The sequence below is a fragment of the Thiocapsa roseopersicina genome (assembly GCF_900106925.1).
GTDB lineage: Bacteria > Pseudomonadota > Gammaproteobacteria > Chromatiales > Chromatiaceae > Thiocapsa > Thiocapsa roseopersicina.
Genome location: NZ_FNNZ01000010.1, coordinates 118223 through 136457 on the forward strand (window position 1 = coordinate 118223; position 18235 = coordinate 136457).

18 protein-coding genes are annotated in these 18235 nt (G+C 64.3%); 5 read left to right on the top strand and 13 right to left on the bottom strand.

The genetic code is table 11. The features are described 5' to 3' along the window. The 3 genes from pta to nudE form a co-directional block, all read right to left on the bottom strand. Complete coding sequence (gene pta / locus BLV04_RS12190) at nucleotides 1-2139, bottom strand: phosphate acetyltransferase (protein WP_093032189.1); 2139 nt, start codon at nucleotides 2137-2139, stop codon at nucleotides 1-3. Between the two features lie 329 nt (nucleotides 2140-2468). Then, nucleotides 2469-3515, bottom strand: coding sequence for a thioredoxin family protein (locus BLV04_RS12195; RefSeq protein WP_093032192.1), 1047 nt, complete (start codon nucleotides 3513-3515; stop codon nucleotides 2469-2471). 268 nt (nucleotides 3516-3783) lie between these two features. After that, on the bottom strand, nucleotides 3784-4329 hold the full coding sequence (gene nudE / locus BLV04_RS12200; protein WP_093032195.1) for an ADP compounds hydrolase NudE: 546 nt from the start codon (nucleotides 4327-4329) through the stop codon (nucleotides 3784-3786). Between the two features lie 69 nt (nucleotides 4330-4398). Between nudE and yrfG the strand changes: the two genes are divergently transcribed. After that, on the top strand, nucleotides 4399-5064 hold the full coding sequence (gene yrfG, locus BLV04_RS12205; RefSeq protein WP_093032198.1) for a GMP/IMP nucleotidase: 666 nt from the start codon (nucleotides 4399-4401) through the stop codon (nucleotides 5062-5064). Nucleotides 5065-5098: 34 nt separating this feature from the next. On the opposite strand, the gene BLV04_RS12210 is transcribed toward yrfG, so the two are convergent. Beyond that, nucleotides 5099-6733: a DEAD/DEAH box helicase gene (locus BLV04_RS12210; RefSeq protein ID WP_093032201.1), complete on the bottom strand. Its 1635-nt coding sequence runs from the start codon at nucleotides 6731-6733 to the stop codon at nucleotides 5099-5101. A gap of 231 nt (nucleotides 6734-6964) precedes the next feature. Between BLV04_RS12210 and trxA the strand changes: the two genes are divergently transcribed. The 3 genes from trxA to BLV04_RS12225 all read left to right on the top strand — a co-directional run bounded on the left by trxA (nucleotide 6965) and on the right by BLV04_RS12225 (nucleotide 10080). Further along, complete coding sequence (gene trxA, locus BLV04_RS12215; protein ID WP_007192251.1) at nucleotides 6965-7291, top strand: thioredoxin TrxA; 327 nt, start codon at nucleotides 6965-6967, stop codon at nucleotides 7289-7291. A gap of 220 nt (nucleotides 7292-7511) precedes the next feature. After that, nucleotides 7512-8768, top strand: a complete 1257-nt coding sequence (gene rho / locus BLV04_RS12220; protein ID WP_007192252.1) for a transcription termination factor Rho — start codon at nucleotides 7512-7514, stop codon at nucleotides 8766-8768. A gap of 193 nt (nucleotides 8769-8961) precedes the next feature. After that, nucleotides 8962-10080, top strand: coding sequence for a hypothetical protein (locus BLV04_RS12225; protein WP_093032204.1), 1119 nt, complete (start codon nucleotides 8962-8964; stop codon nucleotides 10078-10080). Here BLV04_RS12225 and BLV04_RS12230 read toward each other — a convergent pair. After that, entirely contained in the window at nucleotides 10026-10670 is a 645-nt protein-coding gene (locus tag BLV04_RS12230; RefSeq protein WP_245731864.1) for a CIA30 family protein, read from the bottom strand. The genes BLV04_RS12225 and BLV04_RS12230 overlap by 55 nt on opposite strands. 242 nt (nucleotides 10671-10912) lie before the next feature. Between BLV04_RS12230 and BLV04_RS12235 the strand changes: the two genes are divergently transcribed. Further along, entirely contained in the window at nucleotides 10913-11404 is a 492-nt protein-coding gene (locus tag BLV04_RS12235; protein WP_093032207.1) for a DUF192 domain-containing protein, read from the top strand. Between the two features lie 55 nt (nucleotides 11405-11459). Here BLV04_RS12235 and BLV04_RS12240 read toward each other — a convergent pair whose 3' ends face one another. The 8 genes from BLV04_RS12240 to mlaD all read right to left on the bottom strand — a co-directional run bounded on the left by BLV04_RS12240 (nucleotide 11460) and on the right by mlaD (nucleotide 18235). After that, nucleotides 11460-12056: a Uma2 family endonuclease gene (locus tag BLV04_RS12240; RefSeq protein WP_093032211.1), complete on the bottom strand. Its 597-nt coding sequence runs from the start codon at nucleotides 12054-12056 to the stop codon at nucleotides 11460-11462. Between the two features lie 44 nt (nucleotides 12057-12100). Further along, entirely contained in the window at nucleotides 12101-13177 is a 1077-nt protein-coding gene (gene hisC / locus BLV04_RS12245) for a histidinol-phosphate transaminase (protein ID WP_093032214.1), read from the bottom strand. Between the two features lie 23 nt (nucleotides 13178-13200). After that, nucleotides 13201-14529 carry a histidinol dehydrogenase gene (gene hisD / locus BLV04_RS12250; protein ID WP_093032217.1) on the bottom strand — a complete coding sequence of 443 codons (1329 nt, stop codon included), beginning with the start codon at nucleotides 14527-14529 and terminating at the stop codon, nucleotides 13201-13203. A gap of 6 nt (nucleotides 14530-14535) precedes the next feature. Next, the gene (gene hisG / locus BLV04_RS12255; RefSeq protein ID WP_093032220.1) at nucleotides 14536-15222 is read right to left on the bottom strand and encodes an ATP phosphoribosyltransferase; all 687 of its coding nucleotides are present in this window, start codon (nucleotides 15220-15222) and stop codon (nucleotides 14536-14538) included. A 32-nt stretch (nucleotides 15223-15254) separates the two neighbouring features. Beyond that, entirely contained in the window at nucleotides 15255-16535 is a 1281-nt protein-coding gene (gene murA / locus BLV04_RS12260; RefSeq protein ID WP_093032223.1) for a UDP-N-acetylglucosamine 1-carboxyvinyltransferase, read from the bottom strand. A gap of 307 nt (nucleotides 16536-16842) precedes the next feature. Continuing rightward, nucleotides 16843-17157 (bottom strand): STAS domain-containing protein, encoded by a 315-nt coding sequence (locus tag BLV04_RS12265; RefSeq protein ID WP_093032226.1) that lies wholly within the window; start codon nucleotides 17155-17157, stop codon nucleotides 16843-16845. After that, nucleotides 17154-17771 carry an MlaC/ttg2D family ABC transporter substrate-binding protein gene (locus tag BLV04_RS12270; RefSeq protein ID WP_093032229.1) on the bottom strand — a complete coding sequence of 206 codons (618 nt, stop codon included), beginning with the start codon at nucleotides 17769-17771 and terminating at the stop codon, nucleotides 17154-17156. Before BLV04_RS12270 ends, BLV04_RS12265 begins: the two co-directional genes overlap by 4 nt. Further along, on the bottom strand, nucleotides 17771-18235 hold the full coding sequence (gene mlaD / locus BLV04_RS12275; RefSeq protein ID WP_093032232.1) for an outer membrane lipid asymmetry maintenance protein MlaD: 465 nt from the start codon (nucleotides 18233-18235) through the stop codon (nucleotides 17771-17773). The genes BLV04_RS12270 and mlaD overlap by 1 nt, the downstream gene beginning before the upstream one ends.

Here is an 18235-nt window from a genome sequence, read left to right on the forward strand (position 1 = left end):
TCAGTCCCGAGTCACGCCGATGGTATCGCTGTCGGCACGCGCCGAGGCGAGCGCATGATCGTTTTGTGCCTGAATCGCGGTGATCGTCACGGTATTGACGATGTCGGTCACGGTGCAGCCTCGACTCAGATCGTTGACGGGCTTGTTCAAGCCCTGAAGCACCGGGCCGATGGCCACGGCGTTGGCGCTGCGCTGCACCGCCTTGTACGTATTGTTGCCCGTATTGAGATCCGGAAAAATAAACACGGTGGCATGTCCGGCGACCTCGCTGTCGGGCATCTTCGAGCGCGCCACCCCGATGTCGACCGCCGCGTCGTACTGGATCGGCCCCTCCAGTTTGAGGTCGGGGCGACGCTCGCGTGCGATCCGCACCGCCTCGCGCACGCGCTCCACGTCGGCACCCTTGCCCGAGCTGCCGCTGGAATAGGACAACATGGCCACACGCGGCTCGATCCCGAACGCGGCGGCGGTTCCGGCCGAGGTGATGGCAATGTCGGCCAGATCCTCGGAGGTCGGGTTCGGGTTGACGGCGCAGTCACCGTAGACCAGCACCTGGTCGGCGAGACACATGAAGAAAACGCTCGAAACGAGCTTCACGCCCGGCTTGGTCTTGATGATCTCGAAGGCCGGTCGAATGGTGTGCTGGGTGGTGTGCAGGGCACCCGAAACCATCCCGTCGGCATCGCCCGTGTGGACCATCATGGTGCCGAAATAGCTCACGTCCTCCAAGGCGTCGCGCGCCATCTGCTCGGAGATGCACTTATGCTTGCGTAGCTCGAAATAGGTTTGCGCATAGCGCTCGCGATCCGGGGCGGTCGTCGGGTCGATGATGGGGATTCCGTTCAGCTTGAGTCCCAGCTCGCCGATCCGGCGACGGATCTTTTCGGGGTCGCCGAGCAGGGTCAGATCCACAACCTGGCGCAGCGTGAGGATCTCTGCCGCCCGCAGGATCCGCTCGTCGGTGCCCTCGGGCAGCACGATGCGCTGACGGCGCGTCTTGGCGCGTCGCACCAGCTCGTACTCGAACATCAACGGCGTGGTGCGGTCGGAGTGTCGCACCGCGATCCGAGCGCGCAGCTCTTCGACGTCCACATGACCCTCGAAGACGCCGAGACCGGCCGCGATCTTGCGCTCGTCGCCGGGTAGGATGGTCGCCTCGATACCGTTGACCTTCATGGCAGTGGTGAAGGTATCGGTCGGCACCCGCAGGATCGAGACCTTGGTGCGGCGTAGCCCCTCGAGCAGACGCTGGACATTCTCGGCCGGTTGCAGTCCGCCGGTCAGCAGCAGCCCGGCCACGCGCGGGAAGGACGAGGACACATCGGCCGCGAGACTCGCGAGGATGATGTCGGAGCGATCGCCCGCGGTGATGATGAGGCAGCCGTCCTCGATGTAGCTGAGGAAGTCCGGGACCTCCATCGCCGCGATCTTGTAGTTGGAGACGACCTGGTTCATGGCGTCGCCGTCGCCGCAGAGACACTCGCAGTCCAAAGCCTGGCGGATCTCGCCGACGGTCGGCATGCCGAGTGCGGCCTGTCGCGGCAGCACATAGACGTTCTCGCGCTCCGGCAAAAGCTTGCGGGCACGGGCCTTGACCGTTTCCACATGCTCCGGGTCGACACCGTTGATGACGCTCGCGAGGAAGTCTCCGCCGCGATTGCGCATCGACTCATGCGCCATGTAGAGCGCCTCGAGCGCCTCTTCCGGGCTGCGCCCGAAGCCCTTCACCACGACCACGACGTTGCAGCCGAGGTTGTTGGCCAGGTCGGCGTTGAAGTCGAACTCCAGTGAGGGCACCAACCCGTCGAAGTCGGTCCCGGCACAGACGACGAGGTCGCAACACTCTTCGAGCATCTTGAACTTGTTCAAGATCATCTTGAGCAGCTCGTCGTAATGCCCGGCTGCGACCAGGTGACTGGCGGTCTCCGCCGTGCAGCCGTAGAGCATCTCCGGAGAGAAGGGCAGGTCATAACGACTGCGGATGAGCGTGGTCAGGTTGTCCTGCTCGACGCCCTTGGAGACGATCGGGCGAAAGAACCCCACCTTCCGGTTGACGGCGTAGAGCATCTCCATGAAGCCCAGAACAACGACGGACTTACCGCTGCCGGAACCGGCACCGGCGATGTAGACGCTTTGCATGGATCTTCCTCTTGCGCGAAACAGGCTGGACGGGGTCGAGCGACCCGATCGAATAGTTGGATGATTCGGCACGACGAACGCGCCGAATGCTGCACTGCGCAAAAATACCAGATAACGCCTACCGGCCGCGACCTCGCATTAAGCCGCGTCCGCGCGACATGTGGATGTGCGAATCAGGTTCGCACCGTCGAGCGCACCAAATGCCTTATCCCTGACGCGGCTTAAGTCATTAAAATTTTTATCATCTTGAACCGCGTCGACGTCGACGCCTGTCGGTATCCACGAGATCGAGGCAAAACCAGTACCGTCCATGTCACGCCGGACGCGGTTCAAAGGGCCTCGGACAGGCGCCACTCCCCGAAACTCTCGGTCAAGTACGCCTTGCTGCTGATGTAGTTCAGAACGTTGCGCAGTCGGTAGAAGCGCACGACCGAGTCGACCCGCAGCAGCTCCTTGCCGCGCTCGTCGAAGAAGAGGATCGAGGGGGCATAGAAGAGTCCGAGCTCGGCGGCCCACTCGCGCGCAGTGGTGCGCTCGCCGGAGGGCGTGACGACGGGCGTGTCGGACCACATGTCGAGCTGGACGCTGTCGAAGTTGCCGAAATAGCCCGTAATCGCGGGCTCCTTCAGGGCTTGGCCGTGCAGCACGTCGCAGGCATGACAATCGCCCTGCTCGAAGAAGACCGCGAGCGGGCGCTCGCTCGGGAAGCGTCGATCCAGGTTGTACGGGGGCTTCGCGAAGAAGGGCTGCTCATTGAGATCCTCCGGCTCGAACACCATCCGGTTCTCGCCGCGGGCGAGATAATCCCGAAAGGTCTCGCGGGCGTAGTGCCCGTCGGCGACATATTCGAGCGCGGCCCGGAACTGATAGGGCGGATAGTAGCCGCGCAAGCGCAGGGCGAGCTTGCCCTCGGCATCGTAGAAGAGCAGAGACGGCGTAAAGTTGGTCTCCTCGCGGACCGAGAAGTCGCGCTCGGTCATCACCTCGCCGTCGATCGTGGTGACCTCTTCGACACCCCACACATCGATCGCAACCAGATCGAAGTGGCGCCGGGTGTACTCGAGGATATCGGAAAGACCGAAATTCTCGTTCAGGAGCTTGTGACAATAGGCGCAATGTTTCTGGCCGAAATAGACGATGAGCCCCTGTTTGTCGTCGGCGATCGCCTCTTCGAGATCACTCGGAAGATCGAGGAAACCCGTCTTGAACCAATCCGGATGCTCGAGCAGATCCTCGCGGGGGAAGTCGTCGAAGCTGTAGACGGAATCGTCGGGCCCAGGCATGTCTTGGGCCTTCGCGCCGCCGATGCCCGCCGGTGCGCACGTGAGCAGGCCCAATGTCAAGACGATCGCCGAGGCGGCGGAAAAGCGAAACATGCGTGATCTCCGTTGGGGGTTTAAACCGCGTCCAGAGTGAAATGGGTCATTTTCATGTTGTGTCGGGCTCAAGGATTTTTCCGACCTCCGTGGAGACGCGGTTAAAATTTAATAATTTTCAATATCTTAAACCGAGACAGCTCCGACAGCTGTCGGAGCTGGCGCGGCCAAGCCAATCCAACAAACGACGCATACCGCACCGGGCGCGTTTTAATCGTCAACGCCGTCCGGGACACGTCCGGATCCACCGGGTTCGGATCGGCCCCGGTCAGGGCTTGCGATCCATGATACGCAAGGCGATGAATAGGGCCGCGACGGACCGGGCCTCGTTGAAATCCTCGCGAGCAAGCAGCTCGTCGAGCGCATCGAGTCTCCAGGGCACCACCTCGATCGGCTCCGGCTCGTCGCCGGGAAGTGACTTGGGATAGAGCTCGCGAGCCAGCACAATGAGACTATGATGCTCGATGTAGCCGGGGACCAGCGAGACGCGTTTGATGATCCGCAGGTCCCGGGCGCCGTAGCCGATCTCCTCCTGGATCTCGCGGTCCGCGGCGGCCAAGGGATCCTCGCCGGCTTCCACAACGCCCTTGGGCAGTCCGAGCTCGTAGCGGTCGCTGCCGGCACCGTATTCGCGGATCAAGAGCACCGTCTCGGCGTCGAGCATGGGCACGATCATGACCGAATCCGTACCGCCGGGCACCCGCTCGAAGGTGCGTCGCGCGCCGTTCGCAAACTCCAGATCGACCTCTTCAACCCGAAACAAGCGGCTCTGGGCGACGATCCGCCGATCCAGTATTTTCGGTTTGCGAAGCATGAACGAGACTCCGATGGGTCAAGTCGCTGCGAAGCGACGCTGGAACAACGAGGCGATAAGGGGTATGGCATGATCGACTGGCATCGGATCGACACCGTCTTCCTGGACATGGACGGCACCCTGCTCGACCTGCATTTCGACAATCATTTTTGGCTCGAGCATGTCCCCGAGCGATACGCGCAAGCCCGCGGGCTCGCGCCCGAGGTCGCCAAGGCCCAGCTGCTCGCCCGCTATCGCAATATCGAGGGCACACTCGAGTGGTATTGCGTCGACCACTGGAGCCGCGAGCTCGGTTTGGATATCGCCCTGCTCAAGCAAGAGGTCGAGCATCTGATCGCGGTCCATCCGCATGTGCTCGATTTTCTGGAGGCGCTCGAACGACGCGGCAAGCGGCGCGTCTTGGTGACCAATGCCCATCAGAAGGCGCTCGCGCTCAAGCTCTCGCGGACCCGGCTCGGCGGACACTTCGAGCGGATTATCTGCTCGCATGACCTGCGGGTCGCCAAGGAGGCGCCGGGTTTCTGGTCGCTGGTGCACGCGATCGAGCCCTTCGACGTCGAGCGGACACTCTTCATCGACGACAGCACGAGCGTCTTGCGGGCGGCGCGCGACTTCGGGTTTCACTGGTTGATGGCGGTCGTCGAACCCGACTCGACGGGGCCGAGGCGTGAGGTCGCCGACTTTCCGGCGATCGCTCATTTCGGCGATCTGCTTCCGAGTCTGCATTCCGACTGAGGGACGCAGGGGGCGCAGAGCGCGGCTTCGTTGCTCAATCGACCGGCTCGGGCACAGGAGAGTTTGTCTGCGGATTCGCGCCCTCCGCGTCCGGCTTCTTGGAGCGGCGCCGGCGGCGCTTCTTCGACTCTACCGTCGAGGTCTCCGAGGTTCCGGAATCCGCGTGAGGAGCACCCCTTGCCGGGCCCGAGGACACCGCCGACGGGTCGGTCAGCGCGGCGATCTCGGGCTGTCTCCGGGGTGCCGCGACAGGGGTCTCGGCCGGAGTCTCCGCAGACTGAGCCCTCGGCCGGGATGGCGACCCGGATGGCGACCCGGATGGCGACCCGGATAACGACCCGGATGGCGACCGACGCTCCCCGCCCGCGCGCGGACGGCGCTCGCCGCGCCCGGCACCGGCTCCGCCCCCGCCGCCACTCCCGCCGCGGGGCGTACGAGCAGGCCGCGCCTCGCACCGATCCTCGCGATCCGGACGCATCCGGCTGCGCGGATTCACCTCGGCAAGCAGCGCCGGATCGACCGGCTCGACGGGGATCTTCGCACCGATGAAGGCCTCGATGTCCGGCAGACAGAAGGCATAGGTCTCGCAGACGAAGCCGATCGCGTCCCCGGCGGCACCGGCACGCGCGGTCCGCCCGATGCGGTGGACATAGTCCTCCGGATCCTCGGGCAGGTCGTAGTTCACCACATGGGTCACGTCCGGGATGTGCAGCCCGCGCGCGGCCACGTCGGTGCCGACCAGCACGGGAAGCTTGCCCTCGGTGAAGTCCTTTAAGAGCTTCAGGCGTTTCTTCTGGGGTACGTCCCCGGAGAGCACCGCGGTGTTGATGCCGTTGCCCTGGAGGAAACCCCAGACGCGATCGGCCTCGCGTTTGGTGTTGACGAAGACCATGATGCGCGCATCGTCCCAGCCGCGGACCAGGCCGAGCAGCAAGGCGATCTTCTCCTCGTTGGAGGTCATGTAGCAGCATTGGCGCACGCGATCGGCCGTGATGGTCTCGGTCTCGATCTTCACGAGCTGCGGGTGGTTCATGTGCTCGTAGGCAAGCTCGGTGACGCGATAGGAGAGTGTCGCCGAGAAGAGGAGCCCCTGACGGCTCTCCGGCGGCGGCATGCGCCGGAGGAGGAAGCGGATATCCTTGATGAATCCGAGGTCGAACATGCGGTCGGCCTCGTCGAGCACCACCGCCTCGATCGCCTGCAGATCGAAGACCTTTTGCTTGAAATAGTCGATCAGGCGCCCGGGCGTGCCGATGAGGATATCGACGCCGCCGGCGACCTGGTCGCGCTGCTCCTGGTAGCCCGCGCCGCCGTAAACCACGGCGATGCGCAGCCCCGTGTGCTTGGCCAGCAGCTCCGTATCCCGATGGATCTGAACGGCGAGCTCGCGGGTCGGGGCGAGGATCAGCGCCCGCGGACGCGCGATCTGTGCCGTGGCGGGCGCGGGATTGGTCAGCAAGCGTTGCATCAGGACGATCAGGAAGGCGGCGGTCTTGCCCGTACCGGTCTGGGCCTGACCGGCGACGTCCCGTCCCGACAGTGCGATCGGCAGGGTTTGTTCCTGGATCGGGGTACAGCGGGTAAAACCCGCTTCGTCGAGTCCGTCGATGATCCGTTGATCGAGCGCGAAGCTGTCGAAGCGGGTCTGAGTGAGGTGTTTGTCGGTCATGCCGTGGGGAGTCCCTGGAGCTACGCGCCTCGCGGATTGGCAAGGCTTGCAAATTCTCTTCGCTTTGGATCAAATAGCATCTTACTCAAGGGCACATTCCAACGCCAATTCGCCCGCCTGCTCCTCGATCCGTTCGCGCCGCGCCCCAGCGACCCCGCTCCGCCGTCATCCGCCGAACGTGATATCGAAACAACCGCCCGTGCCGCAACCACCCTATGGGAGATCACTTCAGTGAGCGATAGCATCGTCCATGTGACCGATGATTCATTCGAAGACGAGGTTTTGAAATCCCTCGAACCCGTGCTCGTGGACTACTGGGCCGACTGGTGCGGACCCTGCAAGATGATCGCACCAGTGCTCGACGAGATCGCCGGGGAGTACGCCGGCCGCATCAAGGTCGCGAAGCTCAACATCGACGAGAACCCCAACACCCCGCCACGTTACGGTATTCGCGGCATCCCGACCCTGATGCTGTTCCGTCAAGGCGAGGTCGAAGCAACTAAGGTCGGCGCGGTGTCCAAGTCTCAATTGACGGCTTTCATCGACAGCAATCTTTAAAGGCCACCGGCAACGGTATCCGGTTCAATCTCCCGGCCGCCCCCGCGGACCGGATCCGATACCGGCAATCATGGCCACCGATCGACACTCCCGAGGGGCCGCCGCCAAGGCGCCCCGTCCCCGTAAAGCGACCACCCCCAACCGCGTTCCCCCGCAACACGGGCCCTGCCCCGGGGCGTTGCCGAACACCCCCTCACCTCCGCCGACGACAAAAAATGTGATGAACCTAACCGAATTAAAGAAAGCGCCCGTACCCGAGCTGGTCGCACTGGCCCAGTCGATGGAGATCGAAGGCGTCGGGCGGTCGCGCAAACAGGACCTGATTTTCGCCATCCTCAAGGCGCAGGCCAAACGCGGCGAGGACATCTACGGTGACGGGGTGCTGGAGATCCTCACCGACGGTTTCGGATTCCTGCGGTCGGCCGACGCCTCCTATCTGGCCGGGCCGGACGACATCTATGTCTCCCCGAGCCAGATCCGCCGCTTCGCGTTGCGCACCGGCGATACCATCTCCGGAAAGATTCGTCCACCCAAGGACGGCGAACGCTATTTCGCGCTGCTCAAGGTCAACGACATCAACTTCGACCGGCCGGAAAACGCCAAGTCGAAGATCCTGTTCGAGAACTTCACCCCGCTGTTCGCCAACAAACGACTCACCCTCGAGATCGGCAACGGCAGCACCGAGGACATCACCGCGCGCACCATCGATCTTGTGGCCCCCATCGGCAAGGGCCAGCGCGGACTCATCGTCTCGCCGCCAAAGGCGGGCAAGACCATGATGCTGCAGAACATCGCCCAATCGATCGGCCACAATCACCCGGATTGCTACCTGATCGTACTGCTGATCGACGAGCGCCCGGAAGAGGTCACCGAGATGGCCCGCTCGGTTCGCGGCGAGGTCATCTCCTCCACCTTCGACGAGCCCGCGACACGCCATGTGCAGGTCGCCGAGATGGTCATCGAGAAGGCCAAGCGTCTGGTCGAGCACAAGCGCGACGTGGTCATCCTGCTCGATTCCATCACCCGTCTCGCTCGCGCCTATAACACCGTCGTCCCCTCCTCGGGCAAGGTCCTGACCGGCGGTGTCGACGCCAACGCATTGCAGCGTCCCAAGCGCTTCTTCGGTGCCGCGCGCAACGTCGAGGAAGGCGGCAGCCTGACCATCCTGGCCACCGCGCTCGTGGACACCGGCTCGCGCATGGACGACGTCATCTACGAGGAGTTCAAGGGCACGGGCAACATGGAGATCCACATGGATCGCCGCATCGCCGAGCGCCGCATCTTTCCGGCCATCAACATCAACCGCTCCGGGACGCGCCGCGAAGAGTTGCTGATGAACCCCGCCGAATTGCAGAAGATGTGGATCCTGCGCAAGATCCTGCACCCGATGGACGAGCTGGCCGCGATGGAATTCCTGCACGACAAGCTCAAGGCGACCAAGACCAACGACGAGTTCTTCTCGTCCATGAAGGGTTAAACCGCGTCTCGGTGCAACATGAAACGCGCTGCGCAGGTCCGTACGCCTCGCGCGAACCAACAAACGACGCAGTCGACGCGGTTTAAGTCTCTATTTTCTTTTGTTCTAAACCGCGTCCGACTCGGATCTTTCGGGGTCCGCCAGACGGCCATTTCACACGCGAGATCAAGGCTCGCTCGGGACGCGGTTTAGCATGTACGCGCCGAAGCCGATGCGTCCGCTTTGGCCGCCGTGGCTCAAGCGGGACAAGCCCCGCAAGTCCGGGCACACCGCGGACGCCCGGCGTCAGCCGCGAATCCCGCTCACGCATCATGAGATCCTGGCCCTTGCGGAGCCCTTCACGCGCCGCGGGCGACATGTCGAGCTTGCGGGGAGCGACCGACTGGCGCGCCGTATCCTCTTTAGACCGACCGAGCACCCTGGCACGCAGGATGGTCCGGACGCGCTGACCGAGACCCTCGTCCTTGAAAACCCGGGTAGACAACATTTCCGCCTGATCCGGACACTGACCGACGCGGCAGGCCGAGTCGCGACCCTGCGCAGCGACGGGCCGGACCCGAAGGTCCTGATCGAGCGGGTCGATGCGGTGGATCCGAGGCGTCAATTCCCGACGCTCGGCGGCGTTTGCGTGGCCTGCAGCTATCGTGTCGAGACCGACCCGGGTGCGGATGGCGGCTCGCCCGGGACGACCCGTCTCGTCTTCCTGTTTGCCTCCACGGACCTCGACGGGATCGCGGTCGAGCTCGACGCACGGGTCGGGCATGGGATGCCTGCCGAGATCCGGCTCCTTCCGACCCCGCAGCGGACGTTCCGTCCGCCGGGGGATCTGCTGTCGGTCTTGGGGTGGGCCTGGCGGTCCTTACGTCCGTTCGACGGGGGTTGGCGCGCCCATCTGCGCATCCCGGCTGCCGAGCCGGCACGCACGCCGGGTGTCGAAGCCAAGCTCGCACGAACCCTGGGGCATCTTGTCGTAACGCTCGGCGCGCCGCCCGCGCAATTTCACCGCACCTGGCTGCGGCAGCGCTGGTCCGCGCTGGCGAGACGCACGCTCGGACTCATGACGATCGCCGGCCTCTTGGCCGTCGGTCCGGGGATCCTGATGCTCGGCGCCCCGGAGGGCTCGCCGCTGCGCCTCTTGTCGTTCGTGATGCCCGCGTTCCTGATCCTCGTTCTAATCGCGCGACACGAGACGCCGAGCGTGAAGATCCCGCCGTTACCGCGGCCTCTACCCGAGAATGCTTGGGTTTCGGAACCGACTCACCGAGACGGACTTGCCGAGGCCGGTCGTCGGGATCCATCCATCTCACGATAGAAGCCGACCTCGGCGACACAGACATCGGCGTGAAACACACGACCAATACCGAGGATCCCGAGCTTGGTCAGTCGACGGGTATCGAGCCGCTGGACCAGACGATGCGGCTCGAAGGACTCGAAAGGAAGATGCACCTCGCGCCACTCGGGTCCGGCGACAAAGGTGGCGCGATAGGACTGCCAGGGCAAAAGGGTTGCAGTGGATTTCAGATGGAGGTTGTAGACCTCGCGGTTGCCGTGCACCAAGAGCCGAACCCCGTCGAACGCGCTCGCATCCAACGCGTTGTCGGGAGCGCCCGGCGGGGTCAGATCCAGCATCGCCTGCACGAATCCGCCGTTGTTCGCGAGGCTGACCTCGCCGGCGAGACAGAGCGCCTGCCGCCCGTCGAGGACACGCCGCGTGATGGCCCCCTCCGAGCGCCCGCCCATGACCTGGTCGGTCACGGCTCGCCAGGGGGTACCCAGCGCGGAGAGACCGTCCGCGCGGGTGAAATCGTCGATCAGACCCGTGTCCGCGATGGATGGATTGAGGCTGGCAAGCATGAGCAGCGACCCCGCGATGATGGAACCGAGAGAGCGACCTTTGTACATTTAAACCGCGTCCGGAGGGAGATGCTAAATTCTCGTGTGAGCTCGACGTTATCTTGCATCCACGGCCCTTAGCGGGGACGCGGTTTAAATTTGAATATTTTTAATATCTTAAACCGCGCCGACTCCAGCGTTCGTCAAGTCTGCCGGGGTCGATCCCATCCGAAAACATCGCATACTGCGCCGGGCGCGGTTTAACCATTCAACGATAGGTGATCCTTGACATCACGCGACCGGATGAACCCATGATCGCCCGACCGAGCAATCTCCATCTCGCCCTCCCGGCCGCCGCTGCGGCGCTTTGGCTCTCCATGACGCTCGCACTCGGGGATACGCCTGCGAGCGAGCCCCAATACCTGCCGATCTCGGCCAAGGCCGAGGTGGGCTCGGAAACCATCGTGCTGGAGGTCGCGCGCACGCCGCAGGAGCGCGCACTGGGGCTCATGTTCAGACCGGCACTTGCGGACGATCGCGGGATGCTGTTCCCCGCCGATCCCTCGCGCCCGATCCGGATGTGGATGAAGAACGTCCCGGTCGCGCTCGACCTCGTCTTCATGTACGAAGGTCGGGTCGTGGCATTGGCAGAGCAGGTCCCGCCCTGCCTCGAGGCGTCCTGCCCGAGCTACGGTCCCTTCAAGCAAGCGGTCGATCAGGTGCTCGAGCTGCGCGCGGGGCGCGCCGCGGAGTTGGGGCTCAGTCCGGGCGATCCGATTCGAATCACGGACACGGCACCGTAGAAAGGAAGGCCGATCCAGACTCACGGGAGCGTTGATCCGGGTGCGACCGCCCCGGTCAGTCGCCTCGATCGTTCCCCTGCTCGACATCCACCTTATCGTAGATCTCCCGCATCGCGACCCGGCACCCGAGAGAGTCAAACACCACCTCCGCATCGAGACCTTCGGTCTCGCTCAGCACCCAACGGCCGTCCGGCTGGCGGGAAAAAACCTCGACCAGCGGATGATCCTGGCTGACCAGGACGTATTCTTCGAGGCTCGGCAGTCGGCGGTAGGTCGCGAACTTGCCGCCGCGATCGTAGGCTTCGGTCGATGCGGACAGAACCTCGACGATCAGCGCCGGGTTCAGCAGCACATCATGTCGATCGTCGTGGAAACGAGGCGCTTCGCAGAGCGCCGTCAGATCGGGGTATTTTGCGGCGTTCGCCGACTCGATGCGAACCCGCATGTCGCTCGGCAGCACGTGACAGGGTCTGCCCTTGAGCCGGGCGCGCAGCTCGCTTCCTAGATTGAGCACGATCAGGTTGTGATTGAAGGAGGCGCCCGTCATGGCGAACACCTCGCCGTTCACATACTCATGCTTGACGTCGCGACCCGCACGCTCGGCGGCGAGGTAGTCCTCGAATCCATACTGCGGTTGGGTCTTCAGCGTCATCGATTTTGTCCCGTTCGGGATGCTGCGCCGCCTGCTCCGTCAGGCTACAAAACCCGAGTCAGAGCACTCAGAAAGGCAGCGTTCTCCTCGGCCCGACCGACCGTCACCCGCAGACACTCATCCAGCATGGGGTGCGCGCCGTTGAGGTTCTTGATCAAGATACCCTGATCCTTCAGCCCGTTGAAGATGGCGTCGGAGCGATCCTCGCCGACACGCAACAAGATGAAATTGGCCTCGCTCGGATAGGCGTGGACGCCGTTCAGGGTCGAGAGCGCGGTCTGTAGACGTTGACGTTCCGCTCGAATCATCCGTGCCTGCTCGTCGAGGAGCGGTTTATGCTTCAGCGCAAAGGCCGCGGATGCCTGGGTCAAGACATTGATGTTGTACGGCAGGCGCACCTTGTCGATCTGCTCGAGCCAGTCCGGCGGACCGACCAGATACCCCAGCCGGATCCCGGCCAGCCCCATCTTCGAGACGGTGCGCATGACCAAGAGGTTCTGCCAGTCGCCGAGGAGCCCCAGGAAACTGCAATCCGTGAAGGGCGCATAGGCCTCGTCGACGATGACCAGGCCGGGCGCCGCCTCGATGATGCGCACCATGTCGTCGGCATCGAAGCGATTGCCGGTCGGGTTGTTCGGATAGGCCAGATAAACCAATGCCGGCTGCTCGCGCTCGATGGCGTCGAGCGTCGCCGGCAGATCGATCGAGAAGTCGTCCGAGCGCAGGGGCACACCGACATAGTCCATACCGGCGAAGCGGGCGATCATGCGGTACATGACGAAGCCCGGATCGAGCGACAGGACCTTGCGTCCGGGCTGCGCGACGGCGATGGCGAGCATCTGGATAAGCTCGTCGGAGCCGTTGCCCAGGAGCAACCCCATGTCCGGCGGGATGCCCATCGCCTCGCGCAAGGCCACCTGGACTGCCGTACCCCGCGGATCCGGATAGCGGTTCAGAGAGAGCTCATGCAGGACCTCGAGCCACTCGGCCTTGAGTGCCTCGGGCCAACCGTAGGGGTTCTCCATGGCATCGAGCTTCACCAGTCCCGCCGGATCCGGGACGTGGTAGGCCGTCAGTGCACGGATATCGGGACGAATGAGCTGGCTGATCAGGTCATGCATGAGCATCTCGCTCTGGACGCGGTTTAGGATAACCTGGGCTCGACCGGCGACTGCGCCTCGCCGCGATATTCCGCCGAGCGTGCATGTGCGGTGAGCCCCTCTCCTCTGGCCAAAACAGAAGCGGTCTTCGCCAACTGTGCCGCACCGGCGGCCGAGGCCATGATGAGGCTGGATCGCTTCTGGAAGTCGTAGACCCCCAGCGGGGACGAAAACCGCGCCGTACGCGAGGTCGGCAAGACATGGTTGGGGCCGGCGCAATAGTCGCCGACCGCCTCGGCGGTGTAGCGCCCCATGAAGATGGCGCCGGCGTGGCGGATCCGACCCACGATGGCCTGAGGGTCCTCCACAGACAGCTCCAGGTGCTCGGGCGCGATCCGGTTGGCGACGGCGATGGCATCCTCCAGGTCGCGTGCCTGGATCATGGCCCCGCGCCCGCGCAGGGCGGTCGCGATGATGGTCTCGCGCTCCATGCTCGGGAGCAGCCGTTCGATACTCGCGGCGACCCGATTCAGGAAGTCGGCATCCCAGCTCACCAGGATGGATTGGGCGTCCTCGTCGTGCTCGGCCTGCGAGAAGAGATCCATGGCGATCCAGTCCGGATCCGTCCCGCCGTCGCAGACGACCAGGATCTCGGAGGGACCAGCGACCATGTCAATGCCGACCTGCCCGAAGACCGCCCGTTTGGCCGTGGCGACATAGATGTTGCCGGGTCCGACGATCTTGTCGACACCCGGGATGGTCTCGGTTCCGAAGGCGAGTGCGGCGACCGCCTGCGCTCCGCCGACGGCGAAGGCGCGATCCGTTCCGGCGACATGGGCCGCGGCCAGGACCAGCTCGTTGAGCTCCCCGTCGGGTGTGGGCACCACCATGATGAGCTCGCCGACACCGGCGACCTTGGCCGGGACGGCGTTCATCAGGACCGAGGAGGGATAGGCCGCCTTGCCGCCGGGCACGTACAGCCCGACGCGATCCAGGGGCGTGACCTGCTGCCCCAGCAGGGTCCCGTCGGCCTCGGTGTAGCTCCAGCTCTCGAGTCTTTGGTGCTCGGCATAGGCGCGGATCCGCGCGGCGGCCGTCTGCAGGGCCTCGCGCTGCGCCGCCGGGATGCGTCCCCAGGCCGCTTCCAATCGCGCCCGCGGGATCTCCAGATCGGCGGCGCAGGCGGGTATCCAACGGTCGAAGCGCGTCGTGTAGTCGAGCAGCGCGGCATCGCCGCGCGCGCGCAGGTCGCGGATGATGTCGGCGACCGTCTGTTGGACCCGGTCGTCCGAGACCGAATCCCAGGCGAGCAGGCCGTCCAAGTCGGCATGGAAGTCAGGGTCGGTCGTCGAGAGACGTCTCATGGCGTTCATGGATGCTCAGCTCCCCGGCCCGCGCGCCTGGGCCGTTTGTGTCGGTGTCGATCGGCCGGCGACGGCCTCGCGCAGCGCGTCCAGCAAGGACGTCACCGCGGCATGTTTCATCTTCCAGGAGGCCTTGTTGACCACCAGGCGCGAGCTGATGTCGGCGATGTGCTCGAGCGGAACGAGCCCGTTGGCCTTCAGGGTGTTGCCGCTCTCCACCAGATCGACGATGCGATCGGACAGATGGACCAGGGGAGCCAGCTCCATCGAGCCGTAGAGCTTGATGATCTCGACCTGCTCGCCCTTGGAGGCATAGTAGCGCTCGGCGCTTTTGACGTACTTGGTCGCGATGCGCAGCCGCCGCGTCGTCGGTGCCGCCACGTCCGGCAGACCGGCGACCATCAGACGACAGCGCGCGATGCCGAGGTCGAGCGGCTCGTAGAGACCCTCGCCCCCGTGCTCGAGCAGCACATCCTTGCCCGAGACGCCCAGATCCGCGGCGCCGTATTGGACATAGGTCGGCACGTCGCTCGCGCGGATGATGAGAAAGCGCACGTGCGCCATGTTGGTCTCGAGGATCAGCTTGCGGCTGGTCTCGGGGTCGTCGACCGGCGCGATCCCGGCATGCGCCAGGAGCGGCAGGGTCTCGTCGAAGATCCGGCCCTTGGAGAGCGCGATGGTAAGCGGCGTGTCGAGACTCATGATGTCGCTGTCCTGTTGGCTGCGAATAGCCCCTATCGGCTCGTACCTGTGCCGGCGCCCGGGATCCGGCGAATCGCCGCACCCAGGTCCGAGAGCTTTGCCTCGATGTTGTCATAACCGCGGTCGAGGTGATAGATGCGGTCGATCAGCGTCTCGCCCGAGGCGACCAGCCCGGCCAGCACCAGACCGGCGGATGCGCGCAGATCCGTGGCCATGACGGGCGCGGCGGTCAGACGCTCGACACCTCGACAGATCGCGACATTGCCCTCGATGCGTATGTCGGCTCCCATGCGCTGTAGCTCGAGCACGTGCATGAAACGGTTCTCGAAGATGGTCTCGGTGATGGTCCCGACCCCTTCGGCGATGCTGTTCAAGGCGCAGAACTGGGCCTGCATGTCGGTCGGAAAGGCGGGATGCGGGGCCGTGTGGATGTCGACGGCGCGGGGGCGCCTGCCCTGCATGTCGAGGCGGATCGAATCCGTGCCGACCTCGATCTCGGCGCCGGCCTCGCGCAGCTTCTGGAGCACGGCATCCAGACAATCCGGCCGGGTGTGGGTGACCGTGACACAGCCGCCGGTCATGGCCGCACCGACCAGGAAGGTCCCGGTCTCGATCCGATCGGGCATCACCTCATAGCTGCCGCCGCCGAGGCGGTCCACGCCCTGCACATAAATCCGGTCGGTTCCGGCGCCCTCGATCCGCGCACCCAAGGCGATCAGGAAATCGGCGAGATCGATCACCTCGGGCTCGCGCGCGGCGTTCTCGATCACCGTCTCGCCCTTCGCCAGTGTCGCGGCCATGAGCAGATTCTCGGTGCCCGTGACCGAGACCATCTCCATCACCAGACGCGCGCCGTGCAGACGTTGCGCACGCGCACGGATGTAGCCGCTCTCGACGTGGATCTCCGCGCCCATGGCGCGCAGCCCGTCGATATGCAGGTTGACCGGCCGCGCACCGATCGCACAGCCGCCGGGCAAGGAGACATCCGCCTGACCGTAGCGCGCGATCAGCGGCCCGAGCACCAGGATCGAGGCACGCATCGTCTTCACGAGCTCGTAGGGCGCGGCGAAGCTGGTCAGCTCGCGGGGCTGCACCTCGACCCGACAGCCGTCTTGGAGCGACAAGGAGGCACCCATGCGCCCGAGCAGATCCAGGGTCGTCCTGATGTCGCGCAGACGCGGGATGTTGCCGAGCGTCACCGGCGCATCGGCCAGGAGGGTAGCGGCGAGGATCGGCAAGGCGGCGTTCTTCGCGCCGGATGCCCGAACCTGACCCTGCAACGGGGTACCGCCAGTGATGAGAAGCTTATCCATGAAGACCTTAAACCGCGCCCGGAGCGGTATGCGATGTTTTTGGATGGGGTCGGCCCCGGCAGATTTGACGACCGCCGGAGTTGGCGCGGCCTAAGATATTAAAAAATATATCATTTTAAACCGCGCCCCCGCCAAAAGCGATGAAGACACAAAACGTCGAATTCACTTGAAAGTGAGCCTCTCGCTCCGGACTTTGAACCGTTTCTTAGGAGATGAAGGCCCGGAAAAGGTTGGGTTGATGTGATCGACGGCGGGACCGCGCAGGCGCGTCGACATCCGGGCAACGACACTCCTTGACACGGGAGCTTCAGCGACCGATGGCGGTTTCCATAGGCAAGAGTGCGGCGAGGTTCGACACGGCAGCGATCCGCACCAGCGAATCCGGCAGGTTCCGATAGGTCAGACGGGCGCCGCGCGCGCGGGCGACGTCCAGCCATTCCAACAAGAGGGCGAGCCCTGCGCTGTTCGCGGACTCCACGCCGGCGAGGTCGATATCGACCAAGGCATCCCTTTTGAACAAGGCGACCCCGCCCACGGCGACACGGTTGACCGTCGAGAAGTCCAGCACGCCGTCGAGAGAGTAACGCCCCTCGCCGAGGGGCGTCAGACGCGCCTCCTTCATTCGCGCGTCCGGGTGTTCATCTCGCCGAGCTTGGCGATCAGACCGTCGATCCCGCCTTGGCGGATCTCGTTGGAGAAGCTCGTGCGGTAGTTCCCGACCAGGCTGGCGTTGTTGATAACCACGTCGTAGACCTTCCAGCCTCCGGCGTTGTTGTGCATCCGATAGTCCACCGGGATCGGCGCGGCACCGGGCGAGAGGATCTCGGTGGAGACGGTGACGGTGGAGGGCTGGCGACCCGGCTTGATCGGCAGGTAGCGGATCTCTTCGCCCGAGTAGCTCAGGATCGAGCGCGCATAGGTCCGGATTAGGACCTGCTTGAAGCCGTTGATCAGTGCGCGCTGCTGCGCCGGTGTCGCATCGCGCCAGGACTGACCGACCGCGCCTTGCGTGATGCGCTCGAAATCGAAATGCGGGGCGACCCCGCTCTCGATCATCCCGAAGATCAGCGAAGGATCGCGGTCGACCTCCGAGCGACGCGCTTCGAGCGTCTTGAGCATGTTCTCGGTGGTCCGCTTGACCAGGGCCGTCGCGTCGTCGGCATAGGCGAAAGACGCACTCGTCCAGAGAACTCCGAGCAGGGCAAAAAGAAGAAAGAAGGAACGTCGGTACGGCATTAGTCACCTCCGGCTTTACTGAATAGGAATTGTCCGATCATCTGCTCCAGGATCAGGGCCGACTGGGTGTGGGCGATCTCGTCGCCGTCGCGCAAATACTTCATGCTCCCGCCCGGCTCGAGGGCGATGTACTGCTCACCGAGCAGACCGGCGGTGAAGATGTTCGCGAAGGTGTCGTCCGGGATGGTATCCGTGGCCGCATCGATGCGCATGGTCACCACCGCCTCGTAGGTGTCTTTGTCGAAACTCACGGCCTCGACACGCCCGACGCGCACACCGGCCATGCTCACCGGCGACCTCGCCTTGAGGCTGCCGACGTTGGCGAAACGCGCCGTCAAGCGATAGCCGTCGCTGTTGACCGCCGCGCTCAAATTGCTGACCTGCATCGCCAGGAAGAACAGGGCCACGAAGCCCACCGCCATAAAGAGGCCGACCAAGATCTCGATGCCGCGTTGTTTTCCCAT

Bases quoted from the DNA above. Each gene is read 5' to 3' on its own strand.
- BLV04_RS12235 (WP_093032207.1), top strand. From the start codon at position 10,913: ATGATCGCCCGACCGAGCAATCTCCATCTCGCCCTCCCGGCCGCCGCT.
- BLV04_RS12210 (WP_093032201.1), bottom strand. From the start codon at position 6,733: ATGACCGACAAACACCTCACTCAGACCCGCTTCGACAGCTTCGCGCTC.
- rho (WP_007192252.1), top strand. From the start codon at position 7,512: ATGAACCTAACCGAATTAAAGAAAGCGCCCGTACCCGAGCTGGTCGCA.
- BLV04_RS12265 (WP_093032226.1), bottom strand. From the start codon at position 17,157: ATGAAGGAGGCGCGTCTGACGCCCCTCGGCGAGGGGCGTTACTCTCTC.
- BLV04_RS12270 (WP_093032229.1), bottom strand. From the start codon at position 17,771: ATGCCGTACCGACGTTCCTTCTTTCTTCTTTTTGCCCTGCTCGGAGTT.
- mlaD (WP_093032232.1), bottom strand. From the start codon at position 18,235: ATGGGAAAACAACGCGGCATCGAGATCTTGGTCGGCCTCTTTATGGCG.
- hisD (WP_093032217.1), bottom strand. From the start codon at position 14,529: ATGAACGCCATGAGACGTCTCTCGACGACCGACCCTGACTTCCATGCC.
- BLV04_RS12195 (WP_093032192.1), bottom strand. From the start codon at position 3,515: ATGTTTCGCTTTTCCGCCGCCTCGGCGATCGTCTTGACATTGGGCCTG.
- BLV04_RS12225 (WP_093032204.1), top strand. From the start codon at position 8,962: ATGTACGCGCCGAAGCCGATGCGTCCGCTTTGGCCGCCGTGGCTCAAG.
- BLV04_RS12240 (WP_093032211.1), bottom strand. From the start codon at position 12,056: ATGACGCTGAAGACCCAACCGCAGTATGGATTCGAGGACTACCTCGCC.
- hisG (WP_093032220.1), bottom strand. From the start codon at position 15,222: ATGAGTCTCGACACGCCGCTTACCATCGCGCTCTCCAAGGGCCGGATC.
- nudE (WP_093032195.1), bottom strand. From the start codon at position 4,329: ATGCTTCGCAAACCGAAAATACTGGATCGGCGGATCGTCGCCCAGAGC.
- hisC (WP_093032214.1), bottom strand. From the start codon at position 13,177: ATGCATGACCTGATCAGCCAGCTCATTCGTCCCGATATCCGTGCACTG.
- yrfG (WP_093032198.1), top strand. From the start codon at position 4,399: ATGATCGACTGGCATCGGATCGACACCGTCTTCCTGGACATGGACGGC.
- murA (WP_093032223.1), bottom strand. From the start codon at position 16,535: ATGGATAAGCTTCTCATCACTGGCGGTACCCCGTTGCAGGGTCAGGTT.
- pta (WP_093032189.1), bottom strand. From the start codon at position 2,139: ATGCAAAGCGTCTACATCGCCGGTGCCGGTTCCGGCAGCGGTAAGTCC.
- BLV04_RS12230 (WP_245731864.1), bottom strand. From the start codon at position 10,670: ATGTACAAAGGTCGCTCTCTCGGTTCCATCATCGCGGGGTCGCTGCTC.